Origin of the sequence: Aeromonas sp. FDAARGOS 1405 (assembly GCF_019048265.1) — a bacterium.
GTDB classification, from domain to species: Bacteria; Pseudomonadota; Gammaproteobacteria; order Enterobacterales; family Aeromonadaceae; genus Aeromonas; species Aeromonas veronii_A.
The window spans coordinates 3,306,940-3,332,676 of sequence record NZ_CP077311.1 but is presented as its reverse complement, the minus strand read 5'-3'; the positions used below and the strand labels follow the sequence as shown (position 1 = coordinate 3,332,676).

At 59.9% G+C, this 25,737-nt stretch carries 21 protein-coding genes, 1 other RNA gene and 1 pseudogene; 13 read left to right on the top strand and 10 right to left on the bottom strand.

All coding sequences use genetic code 11. The features are described from left to right. Positions 1–311: 311 nt before the first annotated feature. From ffs to I6L35_RS15345, 8 genes are all read right to left on the bottom strand, one after another. Positions 312–408, bottom strand: an RNA gene (gene ffs, locus I6L35_RS15380) — signal recognition particle sRNA small type. 102 nt (positions 409–510) lie between these two features. After that, positions 511–1,299, bottom strand: coding sequence for a sulfite exporter TauE/SafE family protein (locus I6L35_RS15375; RefSeq protein ID WP_216978649.1), 789 nt, complete (start codon positions 1,297–1,299; stop codon positions 511–513). A 105-nt stretch (positions 1,300–1,404) separates the two neighbouring features. Then, positions 1,405–2,841, bottom strand: a complete 1,437-nt coding sequence (arcD, locus tag I6L35_RS15370; protein ID WP_005336921.1) for an arginine-ornithine antiporter — start codon at positions 2,839–2,841, stop codon at positions 1,405–1,407. A 358-nt stretch (positions 2,842–3,199) separates the two neighbouring features. Continuing rightward, positions 3,200–3,979, bottom strand: a complete 780-nt coding sequence (locus I6L35_RS15365) for an SDR family oxidoreductase (protein ID WP_216978648.1) — start codon at positions 3,977–3,979, stop codon at positions 3,200–3,202. A 52-nt stretch (positions 3,980–4,031) separates the two neighbouring features. Continuing rightward, positions 4,032–4,934 carry a 3-hydroxyisobutyrate dehydrogenase gene (gene mmsB, locus I6L35_RS15360; protein WP_216978647.1) on the bottom strand — a complete coding sequence of 301 codons (903 nt, stop codon included), beginning with the start codon at positions 4,932–4,934 and terminating at the stop codon, positions 4,032–4,034. 51 nt (positions 4,935–4,985) lie between these two features. Continuing rightward, entirely contained in the window at positions 4,986–6,098 is a 1,113-nt protein-coding gene (locus I6L35_RS15355; RefSeq protein WP_216978646.1) for an enoyl-CoA hydratase/isomerase family protein, read from the bottom strand. 18 nt (positions 6,099–6,116) lie between these two features. Then, positions 6,117–6,899: an enoyl-CoA hydratase gene (locus I6L35_RS15350; protein WP_005336930.1), complete on the bottom strand. Its 783-nt coding sequence runs from the start codon at positions 6,897–6,899 to the stop codon at positions 6,117–6,119. A gap of 140 nt (positions 6,900–7,039) precedes the next feature. Further along, complete coding sequence (locus I6L35_RS15345) at positions 7,040–8,197, bottom strand: acyl-CoA dehydrogenase family protein (RefSeq protein WP_216978645.1); 1,158 nt, start codon at positions 8,195–8,197, stop codon at positions 7,040–7,042. A gap of 304 nt (positions 8,198–8,501) precedes the next feature. Here I6L35_RS15345 and I6L35_RS15340 point away from each other — a divergent pair, with 304 nt between their 5' ends. From I6L35_RS15340 to I6L35_RS15300, 9 genes are all read left to right on the top strand, one after another. Beyond that, positions 8,502–9,644 carry an isovaleryl-CoA dehydrogenase gene (locus I6L35_RS15340; protein WP_127008673.1) on the top strand — a complete coding sequence of 381 codons (1,143 nt, stop codon included), beginning with the start codon at positions 8,502–8,504 and terminating at the stop codon, positions 9,642–9,644. Next, positions 9,641–11,242 carry a carboxyl transferase domain-containing protein gene (locus I6L35_RS15335; protein WP_216978644.1) on the top strand — a complete coding sequence of 534 codons (1,602 nt, stop codon included), beginning with the start codon at positions 9,641–9,643 and terminating at the stop codon, positions 11,240–11,242. The genes I6L35_RS15340 and I6L35_RS15335 overlap by 4 nt, the downstream gene beginning before the upstream one ends. An 11-nt stretch (positions 11,243–11,253) precedes the next feature. After that, positions 11,254–12,108, top strand: a complete 855-nt coding sequence (locus I6L35_RS15330) for an enoyl-CoA hydratase-related protein (protein WP_216978643.1) — start codon at positions 11,254–11,256, stop codon at positions 12,106–12,108. After that, complete coding sequence (locus I6L35_RS15325; protein WP_216978642.1) at positions 12,105–14,075, top strand: biotin carboxylase N-terminal domain-containing protein; 1,971 nt, start codon at positions 12,105–12,107, stop codon at positions 14,073–14,075. The genes I6L35_RS15330 and I6L35_RS15325 overlap by 4 nt, the downstream gene beginning before the upstream one ends. After that, positions 14,072–15,040, top strand: a complete 969-nt coding sequence (locus tag I6L35_RS15320; protein ID WP_100653898.1) for a hydroxymethylglutaryl-CoA lyase — start codon at positions 14,072–14,074, stop codon at positions 15,038–15,040. The genes I6L35_RS15325 and I6L35_RS15320 overlap by 4 nt, the downstream gene beginning before the upstream one ends. Before the next feature lie 2 nt (positions 15,041–15,042). Continuing rightward, the gene (locus I6L35_RS15315) at positions 15,043–15,453 is read left to right on the top strand and encodes a MerR family DNA-binding transcriptional regulator (protein ID WP_005336945.1); all 411 of its coding nucleotides are present in this window, start codon (positions 15,043–15,045) and stop codon (positions 15,451–15,453) included. A 36-nt stretch (positions 15,454–15,489) separates the two neighbouring features. Further along, positions 15,490–16,251 carry an ABC transporter substrate-binding protein gene (locus I6L35_RS15310; protein ID WP_216978641.1) on the top strand — a complete coding sequence of 254 codons (762 nt, stop codon included), beginning with the start codon at positions 15,490–15,492 and terminating at the stop codon, positions 16,249–16,251. 52 nt (positions 16,252–16,303) lie between these two features. Then, complete coding sequence (locus I6L35_RS15305) at positions 16,304–19,306, top strand: DUF748 domain-containing protein (protein ID WP_216978640.1); 3,003 nt, start codon at positions 16,304–16,306, stop codon at positions 19,304–19,306. 224 nt (positions 19,307–19,530) lie between these two features. Next, positions 19,531–20,127: a GPR1/FUN34/YaaH family transporter gene (locus tag I6L35_RS15300; protein WP_005336948.1), complete on the top strand. Its 597-nt coding sequence runs from the start codon at positions 19,531–19,533 to the stop codon at positions 20,125–20,127. Between the two features lie 80 nt (positions 20,128–20,207). Here I6L35_RS15300 and I6L35_RS15295 read toward each other — a convergent pair whose 3' ends face one another. Both I6L35_RS15295 and I6L35_RS15290 read right to left on the bottom strand, forming a co-directional pair. Next, on the bottom strand, positions 20,208–20,978 hold the full coding sequence (locus I6L35_RS15295) for a zinc-dependent peptidase (RefSeq protein WP_254204576.1): 771 nt from the start codon (positions 20,976–20,978) through the stop codon (positions 20,208–20,210). A gap of 71 nt (positions 20,979–21,049) precedes the next feature. Continuing rightward, positions 21,050–21,487, bottom strand: a complete 438-nt coding sequence (locus I6L35_RS15290) for a GNAT family N-acetyltransferase (protein ID WP_216978638.1) — start codon at positions 21,485–21,487, stop codon at positions 21,050–21,052. 349 nt (positions 21,488–21,836) lie between these two features. Between I6L35_RS15290 and I6L35_RS15285 the strand changes: the two genes are divergently transcribed. The 4 genes and pseudogenes from I6L35_RS15285 to I6L35_RS15270 all read left to right on the top strand — a co-directional run bounded on the left by I6L35_RS15285 (position 21,837) and on the right by I6L35_RS15270 (position 25,589). Further along, complete coding sequence (locus I6L35_RS15285) at positions 21,837–23,336, top strand: sodium:alanine symporter family protein (protein WP_108611826.1); 1,500 nt, start codon at positions 21,837–21,839, stop codon at positions 23,334–23,336. A 289-nt stretch (positions 23,337–23,625) separates the two neighbouring features. Then, positions 23,626–24,864: pseudogene (locus I6L35_RS15280) on the top strand (replication endonuclease); the annotation flags it as partial. Positions 24,865–25,060: 196 nt separating this feature from the next. Beyond that, entirely contained in the window at positions 25,061–25,291 is a 231-nt protein-coding gene (locus tag I6L35_RS15275) for a hypothetical protein (RefSeq protein ID WP_005308760.1), read from the top strand. Next, positions 25,266–25,589 carry a type II toxin-antitoxin system RelE/ParE family toxin gene (locus I6L35_RS15270; protein ID WP_113739399.1) on the top strand — a complete coding sequence of 108 codons (324 nt, stop codon included), beginning with the start codon at positions 25,266–25,268 and terminating at the stop codon, positions 25,587–25,589. Before I6L35_RS15275 ends, I6L35_RS15270 begins: the two co-directional genes overlap by 26 nt. Positions 25,590–25,737 lie beyond the last annotated feature (148 nt).

Here is a 25,737-nt window from a genome sequence, read left to right as displayed (position 1 = left end):
GGATTCCGGGCTACTGATTGCTCATGTGGGGCAACATTGACCTCTGCAGGCAACTGAATGGGCTTGGGTCTGGAACCCACGCAGGCAAGCCGCTTCGCAACAGCTGCACGGGCCGTCGGCTTGTCTCGGGTATGCAGGGATTTTTTGATCTCTTTACGACGACCACAGGGGAGCGTGGTGACTTTCCGGTAATACCAGGTGCCGTGGGGACTGAGCCAGAGATTCATCGATGAGCTCCTCGTCGTCCACACAAAGTGGATGACCAAGGGCTTTAGGAAGCTAACTTATTGAATTTCAGAAACAAGTGGTGGCCCTACCAGCCACATCCCGGCACTCGAGTCCCCCGCCTTGGCTGCTACCTTCCGGTCCTGACCAGGTCGACGGGTTATCAATGCGAGAGGACCAATAGGACCACCGGCGAGGAGAATAGGCAAACTGAGCGTTCAATGCAACGGCTTTCTACCCTCCAACAGATCGTTTGCCTTATTTTTCAACAATCTGCCGAATGAATCAGCTAAACAGCATAAATTTCGCCCCCACCAGCAGCATCAGCAGGGCAAAGGCCTGCTTGAGGCGTGTGGGTGACAGGCGGTGTGCCAGCTTGGCGCCAATGCGGGCGAACTGGGTACTGGTCAGCACAATGCCCAGCAGGGCGGGCAGATAGATGTAGCCCACACTCCACTCGGGCAAATCGGCATGACCCCAACCCGCATAGAGGTAGCTGAGGCTCCCCGCCAGCGCGATGGGCATACTGCAGGCTGCAGAGGCCGCTACCGCATTGCGCATTGGCACCGAGTTCCAGCTCAGGTAAGGGACGGTCAGTGAACCACCGCCAATACCAAACAGCGCAGACATCCAGCCAATGATGGTACCGGCGATGCCTGTGCCGAGCGGACCCGGCATATGGCGTTCCGCTTTGGGTTTAAGGTTGAGCCCCATCTGTAGCGCCATGCTCCAGGCGAAGCAGCCGATGATGATATTGAGGGTGCTGGTGCTGAGCAGATTGGCGGTGATGCCGCCAAGCCAGCCCCCAATCAGCATGCCGGCGCCGAGTCGGCGGATCATCACCCAGTCGACGGCGCCCGCCTCCCGGTGGGCCCGCAGCGAGCTGAATCCGGTAAAGATCATGGTGGGCAACGAGGTGCCGAGGGCCAGATGGGTAATGATTTCAGGGTCGATGCCCTGGGCGCGAAAGGTCATGACCAGCACGGGGACAATGATAAGACCGCCGCCGATCCCGAACAGTCCCGCCAGCATACCGGCAAAGGCGCCCAGCAGGAGGTAACCCATAAACAGCATAAAAATTCCTGTGTTAAACAAAAACTGGCCAACACGGCCGGGCAACAGTGGATATCTGCATGAAAAAAAAGAGATGGCGCGAGGGCCATCTCTTCATTGTGCCGGTTAGTGCAGTGGAATGGTACCGTCCATCACCTTGTAGAAGGCCAGCACGGCACAGCCAAGCAGGGCCGCCGTCATCCCCTGCTCCAACCGGTTAAGGCCGCGCAGACCGTGATGCTGACGTGCCTTCCAGTAGATGAAGATGCCCGGACTATAGAGCAGCGCCACCAGCAACAGGTACTCCACACCAGCAGCGTAGACCAGCCAGCAGCCGTAAACCGTCGCCACCAGGGCCAGCAGCAGGTCACGCTTGCGCTGATGAGGTTGACCCTGATAGGTCTCCCCTTTCAATGCCAGCTTCAGGCCATAAGCGCCCGAAAAGACGTAAGGCACCAGCGCCGCCGAGGTGGCGATGTTGACCAGCGCCAGATAGGTGCTGCTCTGGAAGTAGATGATGATCAGGAAGATCTGCACCAGACAGGTAGAGCACCAGAGGGACACCTGCGGCGAGCCGTTCTTGTTCTCCTTGGCAAACCAGCCCGGGAACACACCGGTCTTGCCTGCGATGTAGGGCACTTCAGCGGCCAGCACGGTCCAGCTGAGCAGAGCACCCATCACAGACACCACCAGACCAATGTTGATAAGCCAGGCGCCCCAGGGGCCGACCACGGCTTCAAGGATCATGGCGGTCGAAGGGTTCTTGAGCGCCGCCAGTTGCGGCTGGCTCATGACACCCAGCGAGAACAGGGTCACCATCACGTAAAGCGTCAGGGCGCCGAGCAGCGCCAGCACGGTAGCTCGGCCCACATCCTTGCGATGACGGGCACGGGCAGAGACTACCACGGCCCCTTCAATCCCGATAAAGACCCAGAGGGTCACCTTCATGGTGGACTTGACCTGATCCATCACGGAGCCCAGCTCCATGTTGTTCTGGCCCCAGATATCCAGAGTGAAGGTATCCATGTTGAAGGCCAGCAGGATCGCAACACAGAAGACGATGAGCGGCACCATCTTGGCGATGGTGGTGACGATATTCACCAGCGCAGCAACCTGTACCCCGCGCAGCACCAGCGCATGCACCGACCAGATCAGGATGGAGGCCAGCGTGATGGCGACCGGCGTATTGCCGTCACCGAAGATGACGTTGTCCGGCGTATCGAAGAAGTAGCTCAGGGCGCTGAACACCACGATGGCGTAAGAGACGTTGGCCAGCAGTTGGCAGAGCCAGTAACCCCAAGCGGCGTTGAAACCGATGAAATCGCCGAAACCGGCTTTGGCATAGCTGAAGATACCGCCATCGAGATCGGGGCGGCGCATGGAGAGGTTCTGATAAACCAGCGCGAGACAGATCATGCCCAGACCGGTGATGGCCCAACCCAGGGCGACCGCCCCGGCACTGGCATGCGCAGCAATATTTTGTGGCAGACTGAAGACCCCGGCGCCGACCATGGAGCCGATCACCAGCGAAATGAGGGCGCCCAGCCCTAGTTTCTTGTCCATTTCAATCCTGTTTATTTAGGCGGCGGCAGAGCGTCCGTATTCATACTGCGCGCAATATGGGAGGGGCTGGGAATCCTGACCCCGTGAAAAAGGCGGCAACTATATTGCATGACTATTCCGACCGCAATCCCTCGTCCCGTCAATCATGCACCGCCTTGACCGCGCGCAATTTTACAGCACTGACCCATATGGCCTGTGAGCTGGCTCAAATTAACCAAGACCCATTGATATTTCTCATTTTTCTGCCAACACAACCTGACTCGCATGGTTCCTATGCATCGCCATTCAGGCACTCTCTGTATAAATAATCTGCATAAAAAAGCCCCGGTGGAAACACCGGGGCCCATTATGTAAATCCCTATAAACGCAAACCGCCATCCAGTTCTATCACCCTTCCCGACAGATAGTCGTTGGCAAAAATAAAGCTCACCGTCTCGGCCAGCTGCTGCGCCTCGCCAAGGGTGCCGACCGGAATGGCCTGCTGCATCCGCGCCATCGCCTCCGGCTTCATCGCCGCCGTCATGTCGGTGGCAAACACCCCGGGGGCAATCCCCATCACCCGAATGCCATGGCGCGCCAACTCCCGCGCCCAGGTCACCACCAGCGAGGCAACCCCTGCCTTGCTGGCGGCATAGTTGCTCTGGCCAATATTGCCAGCGCGGGCGATGGAGGAGATGTTGATGATAACGCCCCCCTGCCCCCCTTGCGCCATCAGCGCCGCCCCTTCGCGCCCGCAGAGGAAGGTACCTGTGAGGTTGACATCAATCACGCTCTGCCACTGGGCCAGCGTCATCTTCTCCACCAGCTCACTCTCTTTGACCTTGATCAGCATGCCATCGCGCAAAATACCGGCGCAGTTGATAAGACCGTGCAGCACGCCAAAACGCTCCTTGATGCCAGCAAAAACCGACTCAACCTCGGCTTCGCTCGCCACATTGCAGACAAACAGCTCGCACTGGCTATCTTGATCGCACTGATCATTCTGACTGCGCACCAGGGCTGCGGTCGCCTCCAGATCGGCGCGATTGATGTCGAGCAGCGCCAGCGTCGCCCCCTGTGCGCTCAGGGCCAGCGCAATGGCCCGTCCCAAGCCACGTCCAGCGCCGGTAATAACGATGACCTTATCTTTGATATCCATCAATGCTCCTTGTAGCTGGTCGAAGAGAGATGCCTTAAAGAGAGGTGGCCCGTCAGGCGGGATCCTGTTTATCCAGATAGAGCTCGACGATGCTGGAGAAATCGCGGCTCCCCTGCCCCTGAGCGGCATGCAGGTTGAACAGGTTACGCGCGAGCGCCCCCATCGGCACAGCGCTGTGGCCATGCTCGGCCAGCGCCATGGCCAGCCCCAAATCTTTCACCATCAGACGGGTCATAAAGCCCCCCTGATAGTTGCGGGCGGCAGGGACATTCTCCATCACCCCGGGCCAGGGGTTGTAGCGCTCCAGACTCCAGTTGTTGCCGGAGCTCTTGCCCATGATGGTGGAGAGCACGGCGGGATCCAGCCCCTCCTTCACCCCGAGGGCCAGCGCCTCGGCAGTACCCGCCATATGGATCGCAAGCAGCATGTTGTTGCACATCTTGGCGATCTGCCCGGCACCCAGCGTCCCGGCGTGAAACAGGTTCTGCCCCATGCAGGCGAGCAAGGGTTTTGCCGCCTCGAAATCTGCCGCGTCGCCGCCAACGATAAAGGTGAGCGTCCCGGCGGCCGCACCGGCGACACCGCCCGATACGGGGGCATCAATAAAGCGCAAACCGCGGGCGCGGGCCGCCTCCCCGACCTGACGGGCAGAGTCGACATCGATAGTGGAGCAGTCGATCACCAGTGCACCAACCGGCAGGGCCGCCAGCAGATCCTGCCCCTCAGACAACCAAAGGTCGCGCACATGCTCCCCCGCAGGCAACATGCTAATCACCACCTCGCAGCCGGTCACCGCCTCTCGGGCATCCCCCGCTGCGATACAGCCAGCGGCGATGGCGCGCTCAATGTTTTGGGCAACCAGATCAAACACCTGCACCGTGTGCCCGGCCCCGGCCAGATTGGCCGCCATGGGGCCCCCCATGTTGCCGAGCCCGATAAACCCTATCCTTGTCATCCCGCTTGCTCCTTGCGTTGCTGATGGCGGCGTGCGCCGGTTGCCAAGATGTTATTCCTTGCAGGCCAACGGATTGCGCCCCTGCGGCCAGCGATAGAACTCGTCCAGCCACTCCCCCTCCGGTGGCAACTGTTGCCAGCGGGGATCTTTATCCTTGTCGATCAGCAGTGCCCGTACCCCTTCCACAAAATCCCCCTTCAGCACACAGTTGACCGAGAGGGTCAGCTCCTCGGCAAATACCTCTGCCAGGGAGTAGCGGCGAGCCTGCCAATATTGGCGCCACAAAATGGCACGGCTGATGGGGCTGCCGGTGCGGCAGAGCTGCTGCGCCTGCTGGAGTACCGCCTCCTGTTCATCGAACTGAGCCTCGAACAACCGCGCCAATACCCCTTGCAGCGTGCGTCCCGCCAGCAAGGCATCGATCCTCTGTTGATGGGGTAGCAATACTGGCGCTGGCAACCGGGCCGCCACCTCACTGTGCAATTCCCTGAACAGCAGATCGATCTGCTCGCGGGGATCACCACTGCCAGCCCACTCGAGCACGGCGAGGCGTGACAACAGCGCACTGCGCTCGCCACTGGCGATGACGTGATCCGCCAGCCCAAGACCGATGGCATCACTCCCGTTGAAGCGGGCGCCAGTCAAACCAAGCCAGAGCCCCAGCCGCCCCGGCATCCTGCTTAAAAACCAGCTCGCCCCCACGTCGGGGTAGAGTCCTATGGTCACCTCCGGCATGGCGAACAGGCTTCTTTCGGTGACAACCCGAAAATCGGCGCCGGCAAACAAGCCTATCCCACCGCCCATGCAGATGCCGTCCGCCACGCAGACAAGGGGCTTGCGGTAAGAGTGGATGTGGTGATCGAGCCGATACTCCTGCTCGAAAAAGTCGCGGGCATAATCGAACAGTTCCGATCCGCTTGCCTCCTGTTTGCGGTAATAGAAGGAGCGGATATCGCCACCGGCACAAAATGCCTTCTCACCCATCCCCTGCAGCAGTACACAGACGATGGCGGGATCCTGCTCCCAACGGGTCAGCGTCTGTTGCAGGATCTGGATCATCGGCAGGCTCAATGCGTTGAGAGACGCAGGGCTATCGAGGGTCAACACCCCGATCTGATGGCCATCTTCGGTGGGATAACAGCTAACCTTGACCGGCTCACTCATAAACGGCTCCGTATGGATTTATTCTGTTGGGCCATATTGCCAGCGCGGTAAGCGTTTCTCCAGGAAGGCGGCCACCCCTTCACGCTGATTGGCATCGCTAAAGAGATCGAGAAACAGCGACCGCTCAAGGGGCAAGGCGGCATCCCGCGGACCACTGCGGCCCTGATTGATCAGGGTTTTGCAGGCGCGCAGGGCGCTCGGGCTCTGGCGCTCCACCAGATGGGCCATCTGGTGCGCCGCCTCCCACGCCTGACCGGTTTTCACCACCTCCTCCACCAGCCCCATCTCGTAGGCCAGCGAGGCACTCACCTTCTCACCGCAGAGGATCATCCGCTTGGCCCAGCCCGGCCCCACCAGCTCGGTCAGACGCTGGGTGCCACCGGCACAGGGAAGCAAGCCCACCGAGGCTTCCGGCAGTCCCAGCAACGCCTGCTGCTCGGCGATACGGATATCACAAGCCAGCGCCACTTCCAGGCCACCGCCCATGGCATAACCATTGATGGCGGCGATACTGACGCCGTGAAAACGGGCCAGCGCCTCGAAGGCCTTGCCAAAGGCCTCGGCTACTTCGCGGGCCAGCTCGACATTCCCCTCGACAAACATATTGAGGTCGGCACCGGCGCAGAAAAATTTGTCGCCCGCACCACGGATCACCAGCGCCACCACATCGGGACGACTGTCGAGCTCCACCATCATCTGCAAAAAGGCCTGCAGGCTGGCGAGAGTCCAGGTGTTGGCAGGGGGATGGTCGAGGGTGATATAGGCCACGTGGCCATGATATTCGAGTCTGATCCTTGTCATAACATTGTCCTTGTCGATGAAGCTGCCGCCATGATGACAGGCTTGAATGCCGCCAACCTGTGGCTGGCTCACAAAGCCGAAACCGGCATGGCATGGTGCAAATCGGGTGGCAGGCAACACACCCTTGATGCGACCACCGGTTAGCCCAGCGACAAACCGGGATCGGCCAGCATGCGGCGCGCGATGATGAGTCGCATCACCTCGTTGGTGCCCTCCAGAATGCGGTGTACCCGGGTATCGCGCAGATAGCGCTCGAGCGGATACTCGCGGATATAACCATAGCCGCCAAAGAGTTGCAGAGCCTCATCACAGATTCGATAACCCACATCGGTGGCAAACCGTTTGGCCATGGCGCACCAGGCACTCTTGTCCGGTGCCCCGCGATCCAGCTTGTCAGCGGCCTGACGCACCAGCAAACGGGCGGCAGCCAGCTCGGTCGCCATATCGGCCAGGCGAAACTGCACGCTCTGGAATTCGCTGATCGGGTGACCAAATTGCTGACGCTGCTGCACATAAGCCAGCGCATCGTCCAGCGCCTGCTGGGCTGTGCCCACCGAACAGGTGGCAATATTGATGCGCCCCCCATCAAGGGCCTGCATGGCGAACTTGAACCCTTCCCCCTCCTCACCCAACCGATAGCAGGCAGGAATGCGAACCCCATTAAAGACAACCTCCCGGGTCGGCTGGCTGTTCCAGCCCATCTTCTCTTCTGCCTTGCCATAGCTCACGCCGGGGGCATTGGCCGGCACCATAAAGGCTGAGATCCCCTTCGCACCTTCACCACCGGTGCGCGCCATCACCACCAGCACATCGCTGCTGCCCGCTCCCGAGATAAAGACTTTGGTTCCCTCGATGAGGTAGCTGTCACCCTCGCGCACCGCCCGGGTCTTGAGGGCCGCCGCATCGGAACCAGCCCCCGGCTCGGTAAGGCAATATGATCCCAACAGCTCGCCGCAGGCCAGTTTGGGCACCCACTCCTTGGCAACCTCGGTGGGCAGCCAGCTGCCCAGCATCCAGCTCACCATGTTGTGAATGGTCAGATACGCAGTGGTCGAGGTACACCCCATGGCGAGGCGCTCGAAGATGAGGCTCGCATCGAGGCGAGGTAGCCCCAATCCGCCAAACTGCTCCGGGGTATAGAGGCCACAAAAACCTAGCCCGGCCGCCTGCTTGATGGTCGGGATCGGAAACTCATGCTCCTTGTCCCAGCGCGCGGCATGGGGTTTGAGCGCCTCATCGGCAAAGGCGGCGGCCGCCTCCACATACGCCTGTTGATCATCTGTCAGGGTAAAATCCATCTTGTCGTTCGCTCCCTTGTTGCCCCGCGCTTATTTTCCTGCGTTAGCGCTTTATGACGCGGCGCCCACACACTGGTCATTCGGATCTGCCACTATGGCGCTGTTGTCGTGGTAGCTGATGACGCTCTCACTACCACGGCTTTATCGATACACAACAGATTAACAATTGATTTACGTTTACGCTAACGTAAACTTATGGCAGAAGTGAAGTACAAAATGGACCGACCACTGCCAGCCGTAACGCCGAGTCAGCCGGTCGAACCAACCTTCCTACCCGACTGTCATATCCGCAAGGAGAGCATGGATGCAGATGGATGAGACCCTGAATGCCCTGACCGAACAGGTTGCGGCTTTCTGCCAGAAAGTGATTGCCCCGCGCGCCAGCGAGATCGATCAGAGCAACACCTTCCCCCGTGATCTCTGGCCCCGGATGGGTGAGCTGGGGCTGCACGGCATCACAGTGGCGGAGGAGTATGACGGGGTGAACCTCGGCTATCTGGCCCACGTGCTGGTGATGGAACAGGTGAGCCGCGCCAGCGCCTCGGTCGGCCTCTCCTACGGCGCCCACTCCAATCTCTGCATCAATCAGATCCACCGCCACGGCACGGCGGAGCAAAAAGCACGCTACCTCCCCCCGCTGGTGAGCGGCGAGCATGTGGGGGCGCTGGCCATGAGCGAGCCGGGAGCCGGGTCCGATGTGGTCAGCATGCGCCTCACCGCGGAGCGCGAGGGCGATCACTTCGTGCTCAACGGCAACAAGATGTGGATCACCAACGGGCCCGATGCCGACACCTTCGTCATCTATGCCAAGACAGATACCAGTGCGGGCCCCAAAGGAATTTCTGCCTTTATCGTTGAAGCCGGCACTCCCGGTTTTTCTACCGCCCAGAAGCTCGACAAGCTGGGGATGCGCGGCTCCAGCACCTGCGAGCTGGTGTTCGACAACTGCCGGGTGCCGCAGGAGAACTTGCTGGGCACCCTGCACGGCGGGGTCAAGGTGCTGATGAGCGGGCTCGATTACGAGCGGGTGGTGCTGGCTGCGGGCCCCCTTGGCATCATGCAGGCCTGCATGGATGTAGTGCTGCCCTATGTGCGTGAGCGCAAGCAGTTTGGTCAAGCCATCGGCGAGTTCCAGCTGGTGCAGGGCAAGCTCGCCGACATGTATACCCGCCTCGCCAGCAGCCGGGCGCTGGTCTACTCGGTGGCGAGCGCCTGCGATCAGGGGCGCACCAGCCGTAAAGATTGCGCCGCAGCCATCCTGTTTGCCGCCGAAAACGCCACCCAGATGGCCCTCGACGCTATCCAGCTGCTAGGCGGCAACGGTTACATCAACGAATACCCCACTGGCCGCCTACTGCGGGACGCCAAACTCTACGAGATCGGCGCCGGCACCTCGGAGATCCGCCGCTGGCTCATCGGCCGCGAGCTGATGGGAGAAAATGCATGAGTCGTATCCACTCCCGCCTCGACACGGCGAGCCCGGAATATACGGCCAATCGGGCCGCTATGCAGGGGCTGGTCGACGATCTCCACGCCCGCATTGCCGAGATCGCGCAAGGGGGCGGCACGGCCAACAACGCCCGCCATCAGGCCCGTGGCAAGCTGTTGCCCCGCGAGCGCATCAATCAGCTGCTGGACCCGGGCTCCCCGTTTCTCGAACTCTCGGCGCTGGCTGGCTGGCAGGTCTATGACGAGCCGGTCCCCGCCGCCGGTATCATCACCGGCATCGGTCGGGTCTCGGGCCGGCTCTGCATGCTGGTGGTGAACGACGCCACAGTGAAAGGCGGCACCTACTACCCGCTCACGGTGAAAAAACACCTGCGCGCCCAGGCCATCGCCGAGCGGCTGCGCCTCCCCTGCCTCTATCTTGTGGATTCCGGCGGCGCCTTTCTGCCGATGCAGGATGAGGTGTTCCCCGACCGGGATCACTTTGGCCGCATCTTCTACAACCAGGCCCGCATGTCGGCCCAAAACATCCCTCAACTGGCAGTGGTGATGGGGCTCTGTACTGCAGGCGGCGCCTACGTGCCCGCCATGGCTGATGAATCCATCATGGTCAGGGAGCAAGCCACCATCTTTCTGGCGGGTCCGCCGCTGGTCAAGGCCGCCACCGGCGAGGAGATCAGCGCCGAGGCCCTGGGCGGCGCCGAGGTACACTGCGCCCACTCGGGAGTTGCTGATCATATGGCCCGTGACGATGCCCACGCGCTGGCCATCGCCCGTACGCTGGTGACTCATTTGGGCAGCAATCCGGTAGAGAGCAGCCCCGGCTACGAACCCCCCTGCTACCCGATCGAGGAGCTCTACGGTCTGGTGGGCACCAGTCTCAAACGCCCTTACGACGCCCGCGAACTGATTGCACGACTGGTGGATGGCTCTGATTTTGACGAATTCAAGGCGCTGTTCGGCACCACACTGGTGACCGGCTTTGCCCGTATTTGCGGCATGGAAGTGGGCATCCTCGCCAACAACGGCGTGCTGCACAGCGACAGTGCCCAGAAGGGGGCCCACTTTATCCAACTCTGTAACCGGCGTGCCATCCCGCTGCTCTTTTTGCAGAACATCACCGGCTTTATGGTGGGGAGTAGCGCAGAAAAAGAGGGGATCGCCAAGCACGGCGCCAAGCTGGTCACCGCAGTGGCCTGCAGCCGGGTGCCCAAGATCACCCTGATCGTCGGCGGCAGCTTTGGTGCCGGCAACTACGGCATGTGCGGCCGCGCTTATGAGCCCGATTTTCTCTTTAGCTGGCCCAACAGCCGCATCTCTGTCATGGGGGGCGAGCAAGCTGCCGGGGTGCTGGTGCAGGTGCGTCGGGACAAGCTGGCTGCCGAGGGCAAAGATGTGAGCGAGCAGGAAGCGGCCGCCATCCGTGCCCCGGTGATCGAGCAGTATGAGCGGCAGGGTCACCCCTACTACGCCAGCGCCCGCCTGTGGGATGATGGCGTCATTGACCCGGCCCAGAGCCGCACCGTGCTGGCGCTGGCGCTCGCCGCCTGTCAGGGTGCCCACATTGAACCCGAGCAGTACGGTATCTTCCGGATGTAAGGAGCAAAACGATGTCAGATCCACTTACTTCCTCAGCACTTGGCTCTTCAACACAGGGCCCGTTTCGGCTGGAGCGGCACGGCCCGCTGGCCGAGCTGGTGCTGTCGCGCCCGGCCCGCCACAACGCCTTTGATGCCGACCTGATGCTGGGGCTGCTCGACTGCCTCGATGATCTGGCCCATCTCCATGGTCATGATCTCACCGAACGCCCTCACGCCCTGCTGTTACGTGCCGAAGGCAAACACTTTTGCGCGGGCGCCGATCTCAACTGGATGCGCAATCTGGCTCACGCCGATTTTGAGCACAATCGCGAAGACGCCCGGGTATTGGCGCGGCTGATGCAGACCCTCGACGAACTCCCCTTCCCTACGGTGGCACTGGTACAAGGGGCTGCCTATGGCGGGGCGCTGGGGCTGATCTGCGCCTGCGATCTGGTGCTGGCCAGCGATGATGCGCGCTTCTGCCTCTCCGAGGTGAGCCTGGGGCTGGTGCCTGCGGTGATCAGCCCCTACGTGGTGCGCACCATGGGAATGCGTCAGGCGCGCCGCTACATGCTCAGTGCCGAGCCGTTCGATGCCATCACCGCCTGTCGGCTCAATGTGGCGCATCAACTCTGCAAACCGGATCAACTGCTGGCGGAAGGGCGGGCGCAAGCCCTGCGCCTGTGCCGCAACGGGCCGGAAGCGATGAAAGAGACCAAACGACTGCTGGCAGCGATAGAGGCCCACCCGTCCCGCCTCTACGAAGAGAAAACCGTCGAGACCATCGCCCGGGTACGGGTGGGGCTCGAAGCCCAGGAGGGGATGCAGGCCTTCTTCGACAAACGTCCTCCTGCCTGGCGTCCCCGTTTCAAGGATGAGACATGACCCATCACATTCAGATTAAACGCCTGCTAATTGCCAACCGCGGCGAAATCGCCGTGCGCATCATCAAGACGGCGAAACGCCTCGGCATTCACACCATCGCCCTCTACTCCGATGCCGACGCCCTTGCCATGCACACCCGTCTGGCCGATGAGGCCTGGCATCTGGGGCCCGCACCGGCCAGAGAGAGCTATCTCGACACCGGCAAGGTGCTGAAGATTGCCAAAGAGGCGCACGCCGATGCCATCCATCCCGGTTACGGTTTTCTGTCGGAAAACAGCGATTTTGCCACCGCCTGCGAACAGCGCGGCCTGCGCTTTGTCGGCCCAAGCGGCGCCGCCATTCTCGCCATGGGCGACAAATCGGGGGCCAAGGCGCTGATGCAGGCTGCCGGTGTACCTGTACTGCCTGGCTATCACGGCACGGATCAACGGCCGGACTTCTTGCGCGATCTGGCGAGCCAGATTGGCTTCCCGCTACTTATCAAAGCGGCCAGTGGCGGCGGTGGCAAGGGGATGCGCCGGGTCGATCAGCTGGCCGACTTTCACGAGTCGCTGGCAGCCGTCAAACGGGAAGCCAAGGCTGCCTTTGGTGACGATCTGGTACTGCTCGAGCGCTATCTGCCCCAGGCTCGCCACGTGGAAGTACAGGTCTTTGCCGATAGCCTCGGCAACGCCATCTATCTGGGGGACAGGGACTGCTCCTTGCAGCGACGCCATCAGAAGGTGATCGAAGAGGCGCCCGCCCCCGACATCCCTCCGGCTCTGCGCCGCGCCATGGGGGAGGCAGCCGTGGCCGCAGCCAAAGCCATCCATTATCAGGGGGCTGGCACCATCGAGTTCCTGCTCTGCAAGGATGAGTTCTTCTTTATGGAGATGAACACCCGGCTGCAGGTGGAGCATCCGGTCACCGAAACGGTGACCGGGCAGGATCTGGTGGCCTGGCAGCTGGCCGTGGCCGAAGGCAAGCCGCTGCCACTCACCCAAGAGGAAGTGGTGCTGCGCGGCCATGCAGTGGAGGCGCGCCTCTACGCCGAGGATGTGGCGGCCGGTTTTCTGCCCGCCAGCGGGCCTATCCACTGGCTCCACTGGCCCGTTGGCGTGCGCATCGACACCGGCGTCACCGCTGGCGATGAGGTGAGCCCCTATTACGATCCCATGATCGCCAAGCTGATCGCCCACGGCCAGAGCCGCACCGAGGCGTTCGCCCAACTGGCCGATGCGCTGGCGGCACTGGATCTCGGCCCGCTGGTGCACAACGGCGCGCTCTTGCTGCGCCTTTGTGAAGAGCCTGACGTCCTGGCCATGGGCCACCATACCCAGTGGCCCATTCCCACCACAGCGCAGCCCATTCCTGAACTCGCCTGGCCGCTGGCCACCCTCTGGCTGGCGAGCCGCCCTGCGGGCACCGCCCCCTGGCAGCAAGCCTGCGGATTTCGGCTAGGGCCGGCTCGCTGCTGGGCAGCGGCGGTACGCATTGGTGATGAGCACCGGGTATTGACCCTTAACGATCATGGCGGCCAGTTTGAGTGGCAAGGGGAGACCCGTTGCTACCAGAGAGGTGACGATAATATCCGGCTGCAGCAGGGTGACTGCTGGCAACAGATCCCCATTCAGACGGTCGCAGGCTCGGAGGCAGCCTTCATCATGACCCTAGGGGGCCAGCGCATCCGCTTCGCGGCCGATGATCAGCTGCACAGTCACTACCATGAGCAGGCAAACGAGAAGGCGCAGGGCGCCATCGCCCCCATGCACGGCATCGTGGTAGCCGTGTTGGTCGAACCCGGCCAAACAGTCAGCAAGGGACAACCCCTGCTGGTGCTGGAGGCGATGAAGATGGAACACCAGTTGCGTGCAGAGCGGGATGGGGTAATTGAAACCCTGCAGTGCAAGCAGGGCGAGCAGGTAAGCCAGGGGGCCGTGCTGGTGCGCTTTGTCGAAGAGACTGCTTCACAGGAGGAACACCCATGAACCGATCACAGGACGTCCGTGACGACAGGGTCAGTCTGGTGGAGATGGGGCCGCGAGATGGCCTGCAAAATGAAGCTGCGCCCCTCTCCCTGGTACAGCGGCTGGAGCTGATCCAGCGCCTTACCGACAGCGGTCTGCAGCGCATCGAGGTGGGAGCCTTTGTCTCTGCCAAAAAGGTGCCGCAGATGGCGGACTCCGCAGCGCTGTTCGAGGCACTGCCGCGCAAGGGCTCAACCCGTTACGGCGCACTGGTGCCCAATCTGCAAGGCTTGCAGGCAGCCATTGCCGCCCGCGCCGATGAGATTGGCCTCTTCACCGCCTGCTCCGACGGTTTTACCCGCGCCAATATCGGCATCAGCGTGGAGGAGTCGCTGGTGCGCTTCGCCCCGCTGGTGCAGGAGGCGCGCCGCCTCGGCATCAAGGTGCGTGGCTACCTCTCCACCGTCATCGCCTGCCCGTTTGATGGCCCGACCCGCCCGAAACGGGTCGCCGCCATGGCCGAGCAGTTGCTGGATCTCGGCTGCCACGAAATTTCGCTGGGGGACACCATAGGCGTCGGCACTCCGGGCACGGTGGCGCCCATGCTGGATGCGGTGCTGCACGAGATCCCGGCGGGTCGACTCGCGGTCCATTTTCACGACACCTACGGCCAGGGGTTGGCCAACCTGCTACCCGCGCTGGAGCGCGGCATTCGCACCATCGACTGCTCGGTGGCGGGGCTTGGCGGCTGCCCCTATGCGCCGGGCGCCTCCGGCAATGTAGCGTCAGAAGAGGTGGTCTACCTGCTGCACGGCCTTGGCATGACGACCGGGGTGGATCTCGACAAACTGGCGGCCACCGGCCAGTGGGTGAGCGAGCAGCTCGGCCGTCCCAACGGCTCGCGGGTCGGTCAGGCCTTGCACGCCAATGCCGAACGGCTGCGTGCCCGCCTCTGCCAGCCACACGCCCAGCAACAGGAGTCATGACCATGTCCCGTTCCCTGCCCGGCAAGGAGATCACCTACAGCATTTCGGAGCTGGCCCACGAATTCGATGTCACGCCGCGCACCATCCGCTACTACGAGGATGAGGGGCTGCTCACCCCGCTGCGGGAGGGGCAAACCCGCATCTACAGCCATCGGGACAAGATCCGGCTCAAATTGACCCTGCGCGGCAAACGGCTGGGGTTTAGCCTGGCCGAGATCCGCGAGCTGTTCGATATGTACGACACCGACAAATCGAGCAAAACCCAGCTCCACTCCATGATCCAGCTGATCGAGGCAAAACGCGGCGCCCTGCGCCAGCAACTGGAGGATATCCAGATGGTGATGGCCGAGCTGGAAGCCGCCGAACAGCGCTGTGTTAATTCCCTTAACAGCTTGAAAACTGGCGCAGATTAACCGAATCTGGGAGCAAGCTATTGCCCTGGGGATCCCATGAGATATTGGTGCTGGTTTTTGCTCTTGTTCAGCCTCTCTGGCTGGAGCCATCCCCTCATCAAGGTTGGTGGCTATCCCTATGCGCCCTTCGTGGTCAAACTCTCAGATGCGCACTATGAAGGGCTGACACTGGATCTTATCGAGCAGCTCAACGCGGTGCAAAAAGAGGTGACCTTCGTCTTTGTCCCCACCTCGGCTGCCAACCGCTACAAAGCGCTTGATATGGGTCGCTTTTCGTTGATGCTGTTTGAAGACAGCAACTGGGGCTGGCAAACGGAGAAACTCAAGATGACTGCGCCTTTTCTCGGTGGTGGCGAAGTCTATGTGGCCCTGAGCAAAGAGGGCCGGGATCAGCGCTTTTTCGATGACCCCTCTCGGCACCACCTTATCGGGGTGACCGGCTACCACTACGGCATCGGCCAGTTCAATGCCGATCCCATCTACCTGCAGCGCAAGCTCAATATCACCCTGGTCAAAGACAATGTCAGCGCCCTGCAAGCACTGCTCAAAGGACGTGGCGAGGTAGCCATTATCAACGTCTCTTACCTTAACCAGTATCTGCTGGCCCATCCCGACACAGCCAACCAGCTGCTGATCTCGCAAAAATGGGATCAACAGTATCAACACCGAGCCATCCTTCACCCTGAGGCTCCCATTACCCCTGCCCAGCTGGAACAGTGGCTGGCAGCGCTGCAAAAAAAGGGTGAACTGGATCGCCTTTGGACAAAGTACGGCGTACAACAGCACGCAACCCCATGATTACTATCCAGCTTTTCTGTACCATGGCGGGAACCAAATGGGAGTGCACCAAATGAACACCACCGAGCCCGCGTCCCCCAAGCTCCGCTTGCTGCGCTACCTTGCCTACGCTTTCCTGCTGTTTCTTATCCTGATCACTCTGCTGCTGTGGCAAACCCCCCGTCTGGTCCAGCGCTATCTGCCCGGCTGGCTGGCCGAGCACTATGGCCTGCAACTGACGCTGGGGGAGATTGACGTAGGGCTGCGCAACCCTTCTCTCACTCTCGGCGCGACTGCCTTGCTCGATGCCAAGCAGCAGCCCATCATCGGTTTTGAGCAGCTCTTTATCACCCCCGACCTGCAAGCCAGCTGGCAGCAGAAAGGGGTCGTGCTTTCCGCCGTCACCCTGACCAAACCCGTGGTGCTGTTGCAACGGCTGGCAGACAAAAAGGGGGATGTTCGGCTCAATCTGACCGATGCGCTAGCCACCCTGCTCGCCCCTGCCCCCTCCTCCGAGCCCGAAACAGCCAGCGCCCCGCTGCTGGTCGATATTGCAAGTGTCAATGTCACTGACGGCCATGTGCGCTATCAGGATCAGCGCAAGGAGAGCGAACCCGGCTGGTTGCCGCCCCTCAGTCTGGAAAAAGTGACCCTCAAGCTCGATAACCTGCGCACCGAGGCAAATCACCCGACCGCCTATCAGCTGAGCGCCGCCATCAACGGCAAAAGCAGCCTCGCCGCTCACGGCAAACTCGATGTGATGAGCGGCATGGGTCAGGGTAAGGTGAGCCTCAAGCAGGTCGAGCTGAAACCCTTCGCCCCGCTCTGGGCACCCTATCTCAAGCTGGATCTGGCCAAAGGCCACGCCAATGCAGAGGTGGAGTACCAGCTTAAAGAGGGCAAGCAAGGGGTACTGTGGCAATTGTCCAAAGGCAAGCTGACCCTGGACAACTGGCAGCTTAAAAAACACAAGGGCGACGAATTTGCCCGCTTCGGCCAGTTGGCCCTGAGCGAATTGGCTGTCGATGGCCAGAAACAGTCGCTCCAGATCGGCAAAATGACCCTGCAACAGCCCCTGCTCAAGGCCACCCTCAACCCACAGCAGGAGCTGGATCTGGCTGACTTGCTGATTGAACAGGCCCCCGCCAAGCCCGTCAAAGGGGCCCACACCGCAAACGAGGTGGCCAACAATGCGGCGCCCAAGTCGGCACAACAAGCAAAAACAGCCGGTAACAGCAAGAAACATGCGCCAGACAAACCCTGGCAGTGGCAGATCAAGCAGATCCTTATCGACAAGGGTGCTCTCACCCTCACCGAATCGAGTAGCGGCAAACCGCAGGCACGCCAGCTCTCCGGCCTCAAGCTGGTGCTGGGACCACTGGGCAGCAAGGGGGAGCAACCGAGCAAACTGACTCTGGCCACCCAGTTCAACCAGAGCAGCCCCCTCGCCTTTGATGGCCAACTGACCCTGACTCCTTTCACCTTAAGCGGCGACATCAACCAGCAGGGGCTGCCCCTGACGCTGGCACAACCCTATCTGGCCGATCTGGTACGCATCAAGGTGCAAAGCGGGCTGCTGAGCAGCAAGAGCAGACTTGATCTCGCCACCACCGCCCAGGGAGATCTGAGCAAGCTGACCCTGCAAGGGGGGCTCGATATCAACGGGCTCAAAGTAGTCGATCGGGCAGACAATCAGCGGCTGCTGGAGTTCAACACCCTGGCTCTCACCGGTCTGACGTATGACGGCATCAGCCAGCAGATGCGGATCAAGGACATTGCTCTGAACAAGCCCTTTGCCCGCATCGAGATCAACGAGGATGGCACCACCAACCTGCAACAGCTGCTGTTGCCGCAACCGGCGGCAACCAAAGGTACTCACGCGACGGCAGGCAGCAAGGCTCCCGACTTTCGTTTCACCATCGATCAGCTGCGCACCGAGCAGGGCAACCTGCGCTTTGCTGATCGCAGTCTGAGTCAGGATTTTGTGGCCGATATCGCCTCGCTGGGTGGCCAAAGTCGCCATATCAGCAATATTCCGGGGCAACGCTCCGATCTCGCCTTCAACGGCAAGGTGGATCGCTATGCGCCAGTGACCATTCGCGGCGGTACCAACCTGCTGGTCGCCAACCCGATCCTCGACATCGCGGTCGCTTTCCACAATCTGGAGCTCACCACCTTTACCCCCTATTCGGGCACCTATGCCGGTTATGCCATCGACAAGGGGCAGCTCTCCATGAAACTACACTACAAGCTGGAGGGCAACCGGCTGGAGGGGGATAACGACATCACCATCAAGAAGCTGCAACTGGGCGAGAAGATCAAGAGCGATCAGGCCAAGGATCTGCCGCTGGGGCTGGCCATCGCCCTGCTAAGCGATGCCAACGGGGTGATACAGATGAACCTCAAGGTGAAGGGCGATCTCGATCAACCGGATTTCAGCATCGGCAATATCTTCTGGGATGTGCTGGGCAACACCCTGAGCAAGGCGATCACCTCCCCCTTCTCCCTGCTCGCCTCGCTGGCCGATGGCACCGAAGATCTCGACGAACTTCCCTTCCTGCCGGGGGATCCCGATCTCACCCCCACCCAGCAGGAGAAACTGGTCAAGCTGGCGCAGGCCCTCAAGGATAGACCCAAGCTCAGCATGAACATTCGCGGCAAGGTCAACTTCAACGAGGAGCGCCCCATCCTGCAACGGCAAAAACTGGAGCGGGTACTGGCCAAGCTCACCGGCAATCAGGCGGATCTTGACCTGCTGGAACAGGACCCCGCCCTGCAAGAGGCGCTGGCCCAGGCCTATGAAGAGCGCTTTGGCGAAGATCTGGAAGATCTGGCCGATCGCCTCCATCTGGATGAAGAGAGCGCGGCACTGCGGGCCCAGGCGGTGATCCTGCTGCGGGATCAGCAGCTCATCACCGCCAAATCCCTGCGCAATCTCGCCATGCGCCGGGCGCAAAATACCAAGGAGTTTCTGGTCGACAGCCAGGGGATCGCCCCGGAGCGGCTGTTCGTGCTCGACAGCCAGGTCAAGGAAGAAGACAAGGAAGCCAAAGTGATCCTGACACTGGATCAGTGACGCCGCCGCACTGCGCAAATGCGTAATAAAAATACAACCCCTCAACTATTTTGACACCTTTTGCTCACCAAATAGCCTGTCTTGGTGAGCATTTGGCCGCTAATGCAAATAATCACGTAGTTTTTTTACGATTTATCCCCCTTGCCCCCTTGCGGGCGCGCCACAGCCTGCCTAAAATCGCGCGTCTTTTGTTAACCCCCACCTCTATTTTTGGAGAACGCCACGTGAGCGAAAAATTGGCCAACCCTGCCCCTCTGGGTCTGATGGGTTTCGGTATGACCACCATCCTGCTGAACATCCATAACGCAGGTTTCTTCCCCATCAGCGCCATGATCCTGGCCATGGGCCTGTGCTACGGCGGCATCGCCCAGATCATCGCTGGCATCATGGAATACAAGCGTGGCAACACCTTCGGTGTGACTGCGTTCACCTCCTACGGCCTGTTCTGGCTGAGCCTGGTGTTCCTGCTGATCATGCCGACCATGGGTCTGGCCGAAGCCACTCCGCACGCCTACATGGGTTGGTATCTGCTGATGTGGGGCATGTTCACCCTGTTCATGCTGGTTGGCACCATCAACTACCCGCGCGCCAAGCAGTTCGTGTTCGCCTCCCTGACCGTGCTGTTCTTCCTGCTGGCCGCCCGTGACTTCACAGGCAGCACCCTGATCGGCACCATCGCCGGTTTCGAAGGGATCATCTGTGGTGCCAGCGCCATCTACCTGGCCATGGCCACCGTGATCAACGAGCAGTTCGGCCGCACCGTAATGCCGATCGGCGATCACAAGAAAGCCGCCGCCGTACAGCTGAAAGCCGCTGCCTGATAGGCAAGCCCTCAGATTGTGAAAAAGGCACCCGAGGGTGCCTTTTTGCTATCTCGAATAACCGTTCAACAGATCGGTTATCAGCTAAGTGACCCGGCGTCCCCCTCCCCCGCCAGCAAGCGGGTTGCGGGGAAACGCAGTGCAGGATCCTGACTGAAGAACTGGCTCAGTTGTCGGTATACCGCCGGATAAACCTGCTGCAACCGCAGCGGGTCGGTAAAGAAGCACTCGCAGCTGACGGCAAAAAATTCGGCGGGATGTTCGGCCGCATAGGGATCGATGGCGGTTACCTCGTCCCGATCAAGCTGCTGGCACAGCGTATCGAAGGCGCTCTGAAAGGCCTGTTGCCACAGCTGGCTGCTCATCAGCCCCGGCAACGGCGGCGCACCGTCCGCCTCACCACCCAGCATGTCGAGTTTGTGGGCCAGCTCGTGGATCACCAGATTAAAGCCGTCCCAGTCGCCATCTTGCTGCAGTTCGCTCCAGGCCAGCACCAGCGGCCCTTGCGGCCAAGATTCGCCAGCATTCTCCTCTTCAAACTCACTCACCAGACCGAACTCATCCTGTACCTCCTGGCGCCGGGTCACGGGTTCGGGAATGATGATGATTTCGTGAAAGCCGCGATACCAGTCAAGGCCGAGGTGCAAGATGGGCAACGCCGCCTGCAGCGCCAGCACCGCCTGTTGACGGCGGCTGAGCTCTACCCCGATCAGGGTGAGGGTCTTGCGCTTGAGCAGCTGTTGCCCCAAGCCGATAAGCGTCGTCTGCTCGGTGTTGCTGAGCCCTTGCAAGATGGGCACAGCCGCCAGCGCCTGACGCCACAGTGCCAACTCATCCTCACTCATGGGCATTTTCGGGCGACCACCCAGCCATTTGAACCATCCCAGCACACCTACTCCTTCTTTTGATGTAAAAAAACAGGTTACAGCAGTTTGACGAACCGTTTCGGCCGCTCCTGATAATCCTGCGCCAGATAGAAACGGTGTGCCGCCTCGCGCTTGAGACTGCTGGAGAGCTCCAGCTGGGCGCAACCAGCGGCCCGCGCCATCGCTTCGGCGCCCTTGAGCAAGGCTGTGCCCACTCCCGCCCCTCTTGCCCCTTCATCGACAACCAGCGCCGAGATCAGGCCCCAAGCTGGTGCAACATGCAGTGGAGCCAGCTTGTGCCACACCAGCACGCCGACCACCTTGTCAGCCTGGGAGGCGAGCAGCACGGAGCTCGCGGGATCAGGCGCCAACAGGCGCGCCGTCACGTCAGCGCCTTCGGCAGGATACCCCAATTGGATGAACAGGTGGGCGATGGCGCTCCCGTCGTCGGCCTCAGGGGGACAGATCGTCAAGGTGTCAGGGTCATTGTTCATTGTTGGCCTCATGTTTGCTTTCCATTGTGTTACGCCCGTCACATTGTCCGGCGCAGATCAACAAGGAGGATTTCATCTTTACTCATAGAAAACGCTGCCTGCCATTATCCACCCACCCTTGTCAATTCACAAATTTGCAACAAAACAACATTTTTAGCTGGGAAGAATGGATTCAACTCGATATGTTACCTCCCATGCATGGCGCGGGTTTGCGCCCTGCCAAACCACTTGGAGCCACCCTCGTTTGCTTACCTCGGACTGTTAACAAATGAGCCCCAAACTGTGACAGAGAGCGAGGCCAAGATCTCGCCAAGACAGCGCCACAAACACAACAAAGGAGTTGTTGTACATGAATGAAATCGTCAATGCCATCAATGGTGTAATCTGGAGCCCTGCGCTCATCTACCTGTGTCTGGGGGTCGGTCTTTACTTCTCCCTGCGCACCCGTTTTTTGCAACTGCGTCATATGAAAGAGATGGTGCGCCTGATGTTTGATGGCAAGAGCACCGATGCCGGTGTCTCCTCCTTCCAGGCGCTGGCCATGACCCTGGCAGGTCGCGTGGGTACCGGTAACATCGCCGGTGTGGCCACCGCCATCACCTTCGGTGGCCCGGGCGCCCTGTTCTGGATGTGGATGGTCGCCTTCCTCGGCGCCAGCTCTGCTTTCGTGGAGTCCACCCTGGGCCAGGTTTACAAAGAGAAGATCAACGGTGAATACCGCGGCGGCCCGGCCTTCTATATCGAGAAAGGGCTTGGCATGAAGTGGTACGCCTGGACCTTCGCCATCGCCACCGTCTTCGCCTGCGGCGTGCTGCTGCCGGGGGTGCAGGCCAACTCCATCGGCTCCAGCCTGCAGACCGCCTTTAATATCGATCCGAACGTCACCGCCGCCGGTCTGGCGCTGCTGCTCGGCTTTATTATCTTCGGCGGCGTCAAGCGTATCGCCAGCTTCGCCAGTACCGTGGTGCCCTTTATGGCGCTGGGCTACATCATCGTGGCTTGCGTCATCATCGCCCTGAATATCGGCCAGCTGCCGGGCGTGATCCTGCTGATCTGGAAGAGCGCCTTCGGTCTGGATGCCGGTTTCGGTGCCATTCTGGGTCTGGCCATCATGTGGGGGGTAAAACGCGGGGTCTACTCCAACGAAGCGGGTCAGGGTACCGGACCGCACGCCTCCTCTGCTGCGGCAGTGAGCCACCCGGCCAAACAGGGTCTGGTGCAGGCCTTCTCCGTCTATATCGACACCCTGTTCGTCTGCTCCGCCACCGGCTTTATGCTGCTGATCACCGGCCTCTATAACGTACAAGGGCCGGACGGCGCTGCTATCTACACGGGTATTGCCGGTATCGCAGCAGGTCCGGGCTATGTGCAGACCGCCATGGAGAGCATGATGCCGGGCTTTGGCAGCATTTTCGTGGCCATCGCGCTGTTCTTCTTCGCGTTCACCACCATCGTTGCCTACTACTACATCGCCGAAACCAACATCGCCTACATCAACCGCAAGATTAATCGCCCCTGGCTCACCTTCTTGCTGAAAATTGCGCTGATGGCTGCCACCGTCTACGGCACCGTCAAGACGGCAGATCTGGCGTGGGGCATGGGTGATATCGGGGTTGGCCTGATGGCATGGCTCAACATCATCGCCATCCTGCTGCTGCAAAAGACCGCCTTCACCTGTTTGAAGGATTATGAAGCGCAGCAGGCACAAGGTATTGACCCCGTATTCCACCCGGAGAAGCTCGGCATCAAGAACGCCGATTACTGGGTGGGCAAGCGCTCCGAAGAGAACCTTGAGCGGGAGAAATCGGGCCATCAGTTCGAGCCGGATCAGGATCGCAAGACCTCCTGAACCAGAACGACATAAAACATCAATAGAAATGGCAGCCTCGGCTGCCATTTCTATTTCTTTAATTTCAATAAGTTACATTCAACCAAAGGAGTTAAGTGCCACACAAGGGGACACTTTGTGACGTGAAAAGACACTAAAATTGGCAAAATGTGGACACTTTTTTCGGCCCATTCCCGGGGGAGATCAAGCTGGTTTAAGATGGTTTTCCAGCGGGTTAAAGCGGGACCGCATCATTCAGATAATCCGGTGCAAAGTGGGCGTATGTCATCGTCTGATGAAATATCAAGTGGCAGCCCTCAAACGGTGGAACGCCCCCGTTTATGGATTTCGCGTGTGCGAGGCTCACCACGACGGCACCCCGCACTGGCATCTGCTGCTATGTATGCGCCCGGAGGATCGCAACCGGGTGATCGGCATTCTGCAACGCTATGCCCTGACCGATGACCACGAAGAGCTGGTACGGGATATCAAGGGCGCCCCACCCTTTACCGACTTTACACCCCGCTTTGACTGGAAAGAGATAGACCCGGCCAAGGGGGATGCCGCGGGCTATATCGCCAAATACATTGCCAAGAACATCGATGGCGCTTACCTGGACGGTGACGAAGAGGCTGGCACCGCCGCCAATGAGGGCGCCCTGCATGCCGTGGCTTGGGCCAGTTGGTGGGGCATTCGCACCTTCCAGCAGATCGGGGGCGCCCCGGCCGGGGTATGGCGCGAGCTGCGCCGCATCAGCAACGCCAAGAAGAATGCCGAACTGGTTGGCCCACCCAAGCCAGTGCTGCAAGACCCACGCTTTGAGGCGGCCCGCTTTGCCGCAGATAACGGCATCTTTCGCTGCTACCTGCACGCCATGGGCGGTGCACTGGCCACCCGTGCCGAACACCCCATCAAGCTGGCCCACCTCATCGAGGAGCAGGCCAACTGCTATGGCGAAGACATCAAGCGCCTGATGGGTATTACCTCCGCTCGCCTTGGCATCAAGACCCGCCTGCAAGGGTGGGAAATTGTGCCTGCCGGCACCCATGAAGCCAGGAAAGCCGCAGAGGCTGCAGCGAGGGGGGTTGGGGTTAAGGCGGGCGACAGCCCGGCACCTTGGAGCTCTGACAATAACTGTACGCTACCGGATCCTGATGCCTTCACAGACCAGATCATGAGGGAACAATGGGGGTTATCACCCTTCTCCATCGATCGATTACGGGCTGGCGCCAGTGTCAGTGCGGATGGTTTCACCCTCTGGCTGGAGAACGGCCAGCTGCAATCGTGCAGATCGCTGCCAAGCGAGCCGGATTGGCCGTTGGAGGGACTACAACCTACCGAACAGGACCAGCTTGATGAATACGCGGTACCAGAGGGGGATGAGGACTGGCCGATGCTGGTCGAACTGTGCGGCGAGGTCTACCAGGCACAAGGTCACGCTGGGGCGCGCCGCTGGATAGAGATGCTGCCCGAGCCCTATCAGTCCGAGATGTGGAGAGTACTGGAAGGGTTGGACATGCTGCACCTGAAGAGCTGCCAAGCAGTATAGTCAAAGGTAATGGCGTCAGGTTGTAACCAAACATAGCTACTCATCACCCTAGGAAAGCACATCAAAACGCGACAATTTGTTGCAAAGAGAAAACCTTGAGGTATACTAACTGCGAGTCAATCGAAATACTCAAATACTTAAATACTTAAATACTTAAATACTTAAATACTTAAATACTTAAATCTAGGACATAAAAATGGCTCAAACAGTACGCTTAGACGATGATTTCATCGCCGACGTGAAGATCCACGCGTCTGCAGCACATCGTTCTTTGCCAAAGCAGATTGAGTATTGGTCCAAGATCGGCCGCATGGTTGAAGACAACCCGGACCTTCCTTTCAGCTTCATCAAAGACGTAATGCTTGCTGCGGAGCAAGTCAAAGAAGGGCAAGTAACCCGCTATGTCAGAAGAACAAAACGAGATTGAGGTTTTTGAGTCAAGCAAGTTTACCAAACAACTCAAAAAACTTTCTGATGATGAGTTAAAAGCAGTGGAAGACGAGATCGAACGGGTCATTGACGACCCCGAGATAGGGGAACAGAAGAAAGGGGATTTGTCGTACCTCCGAGTGCACAAATTTAAGCTCAATGGGCAGTTGGTACTACTAGGCTACTCTTGGAAAGAAGCAGAGCTGCAGCTCTACCTGCTGAGCATTGGCCCTCATGAAAACTTCTACGACTCGCTGAAAGAACGTCGCAAGGCCGATCTGAAACTGATAGGCTGACTAAAAGTGGGTCCTCATGGGCCCATTTTTTTACAGCGAACCCACACGCCCCCCACTATTGATATGCCATGATTTATTTTTCAAATTAATCAATAACATATGCTGGTAAAAACGAAAGGTGAACCTTAATACATACGACAAACTGCGT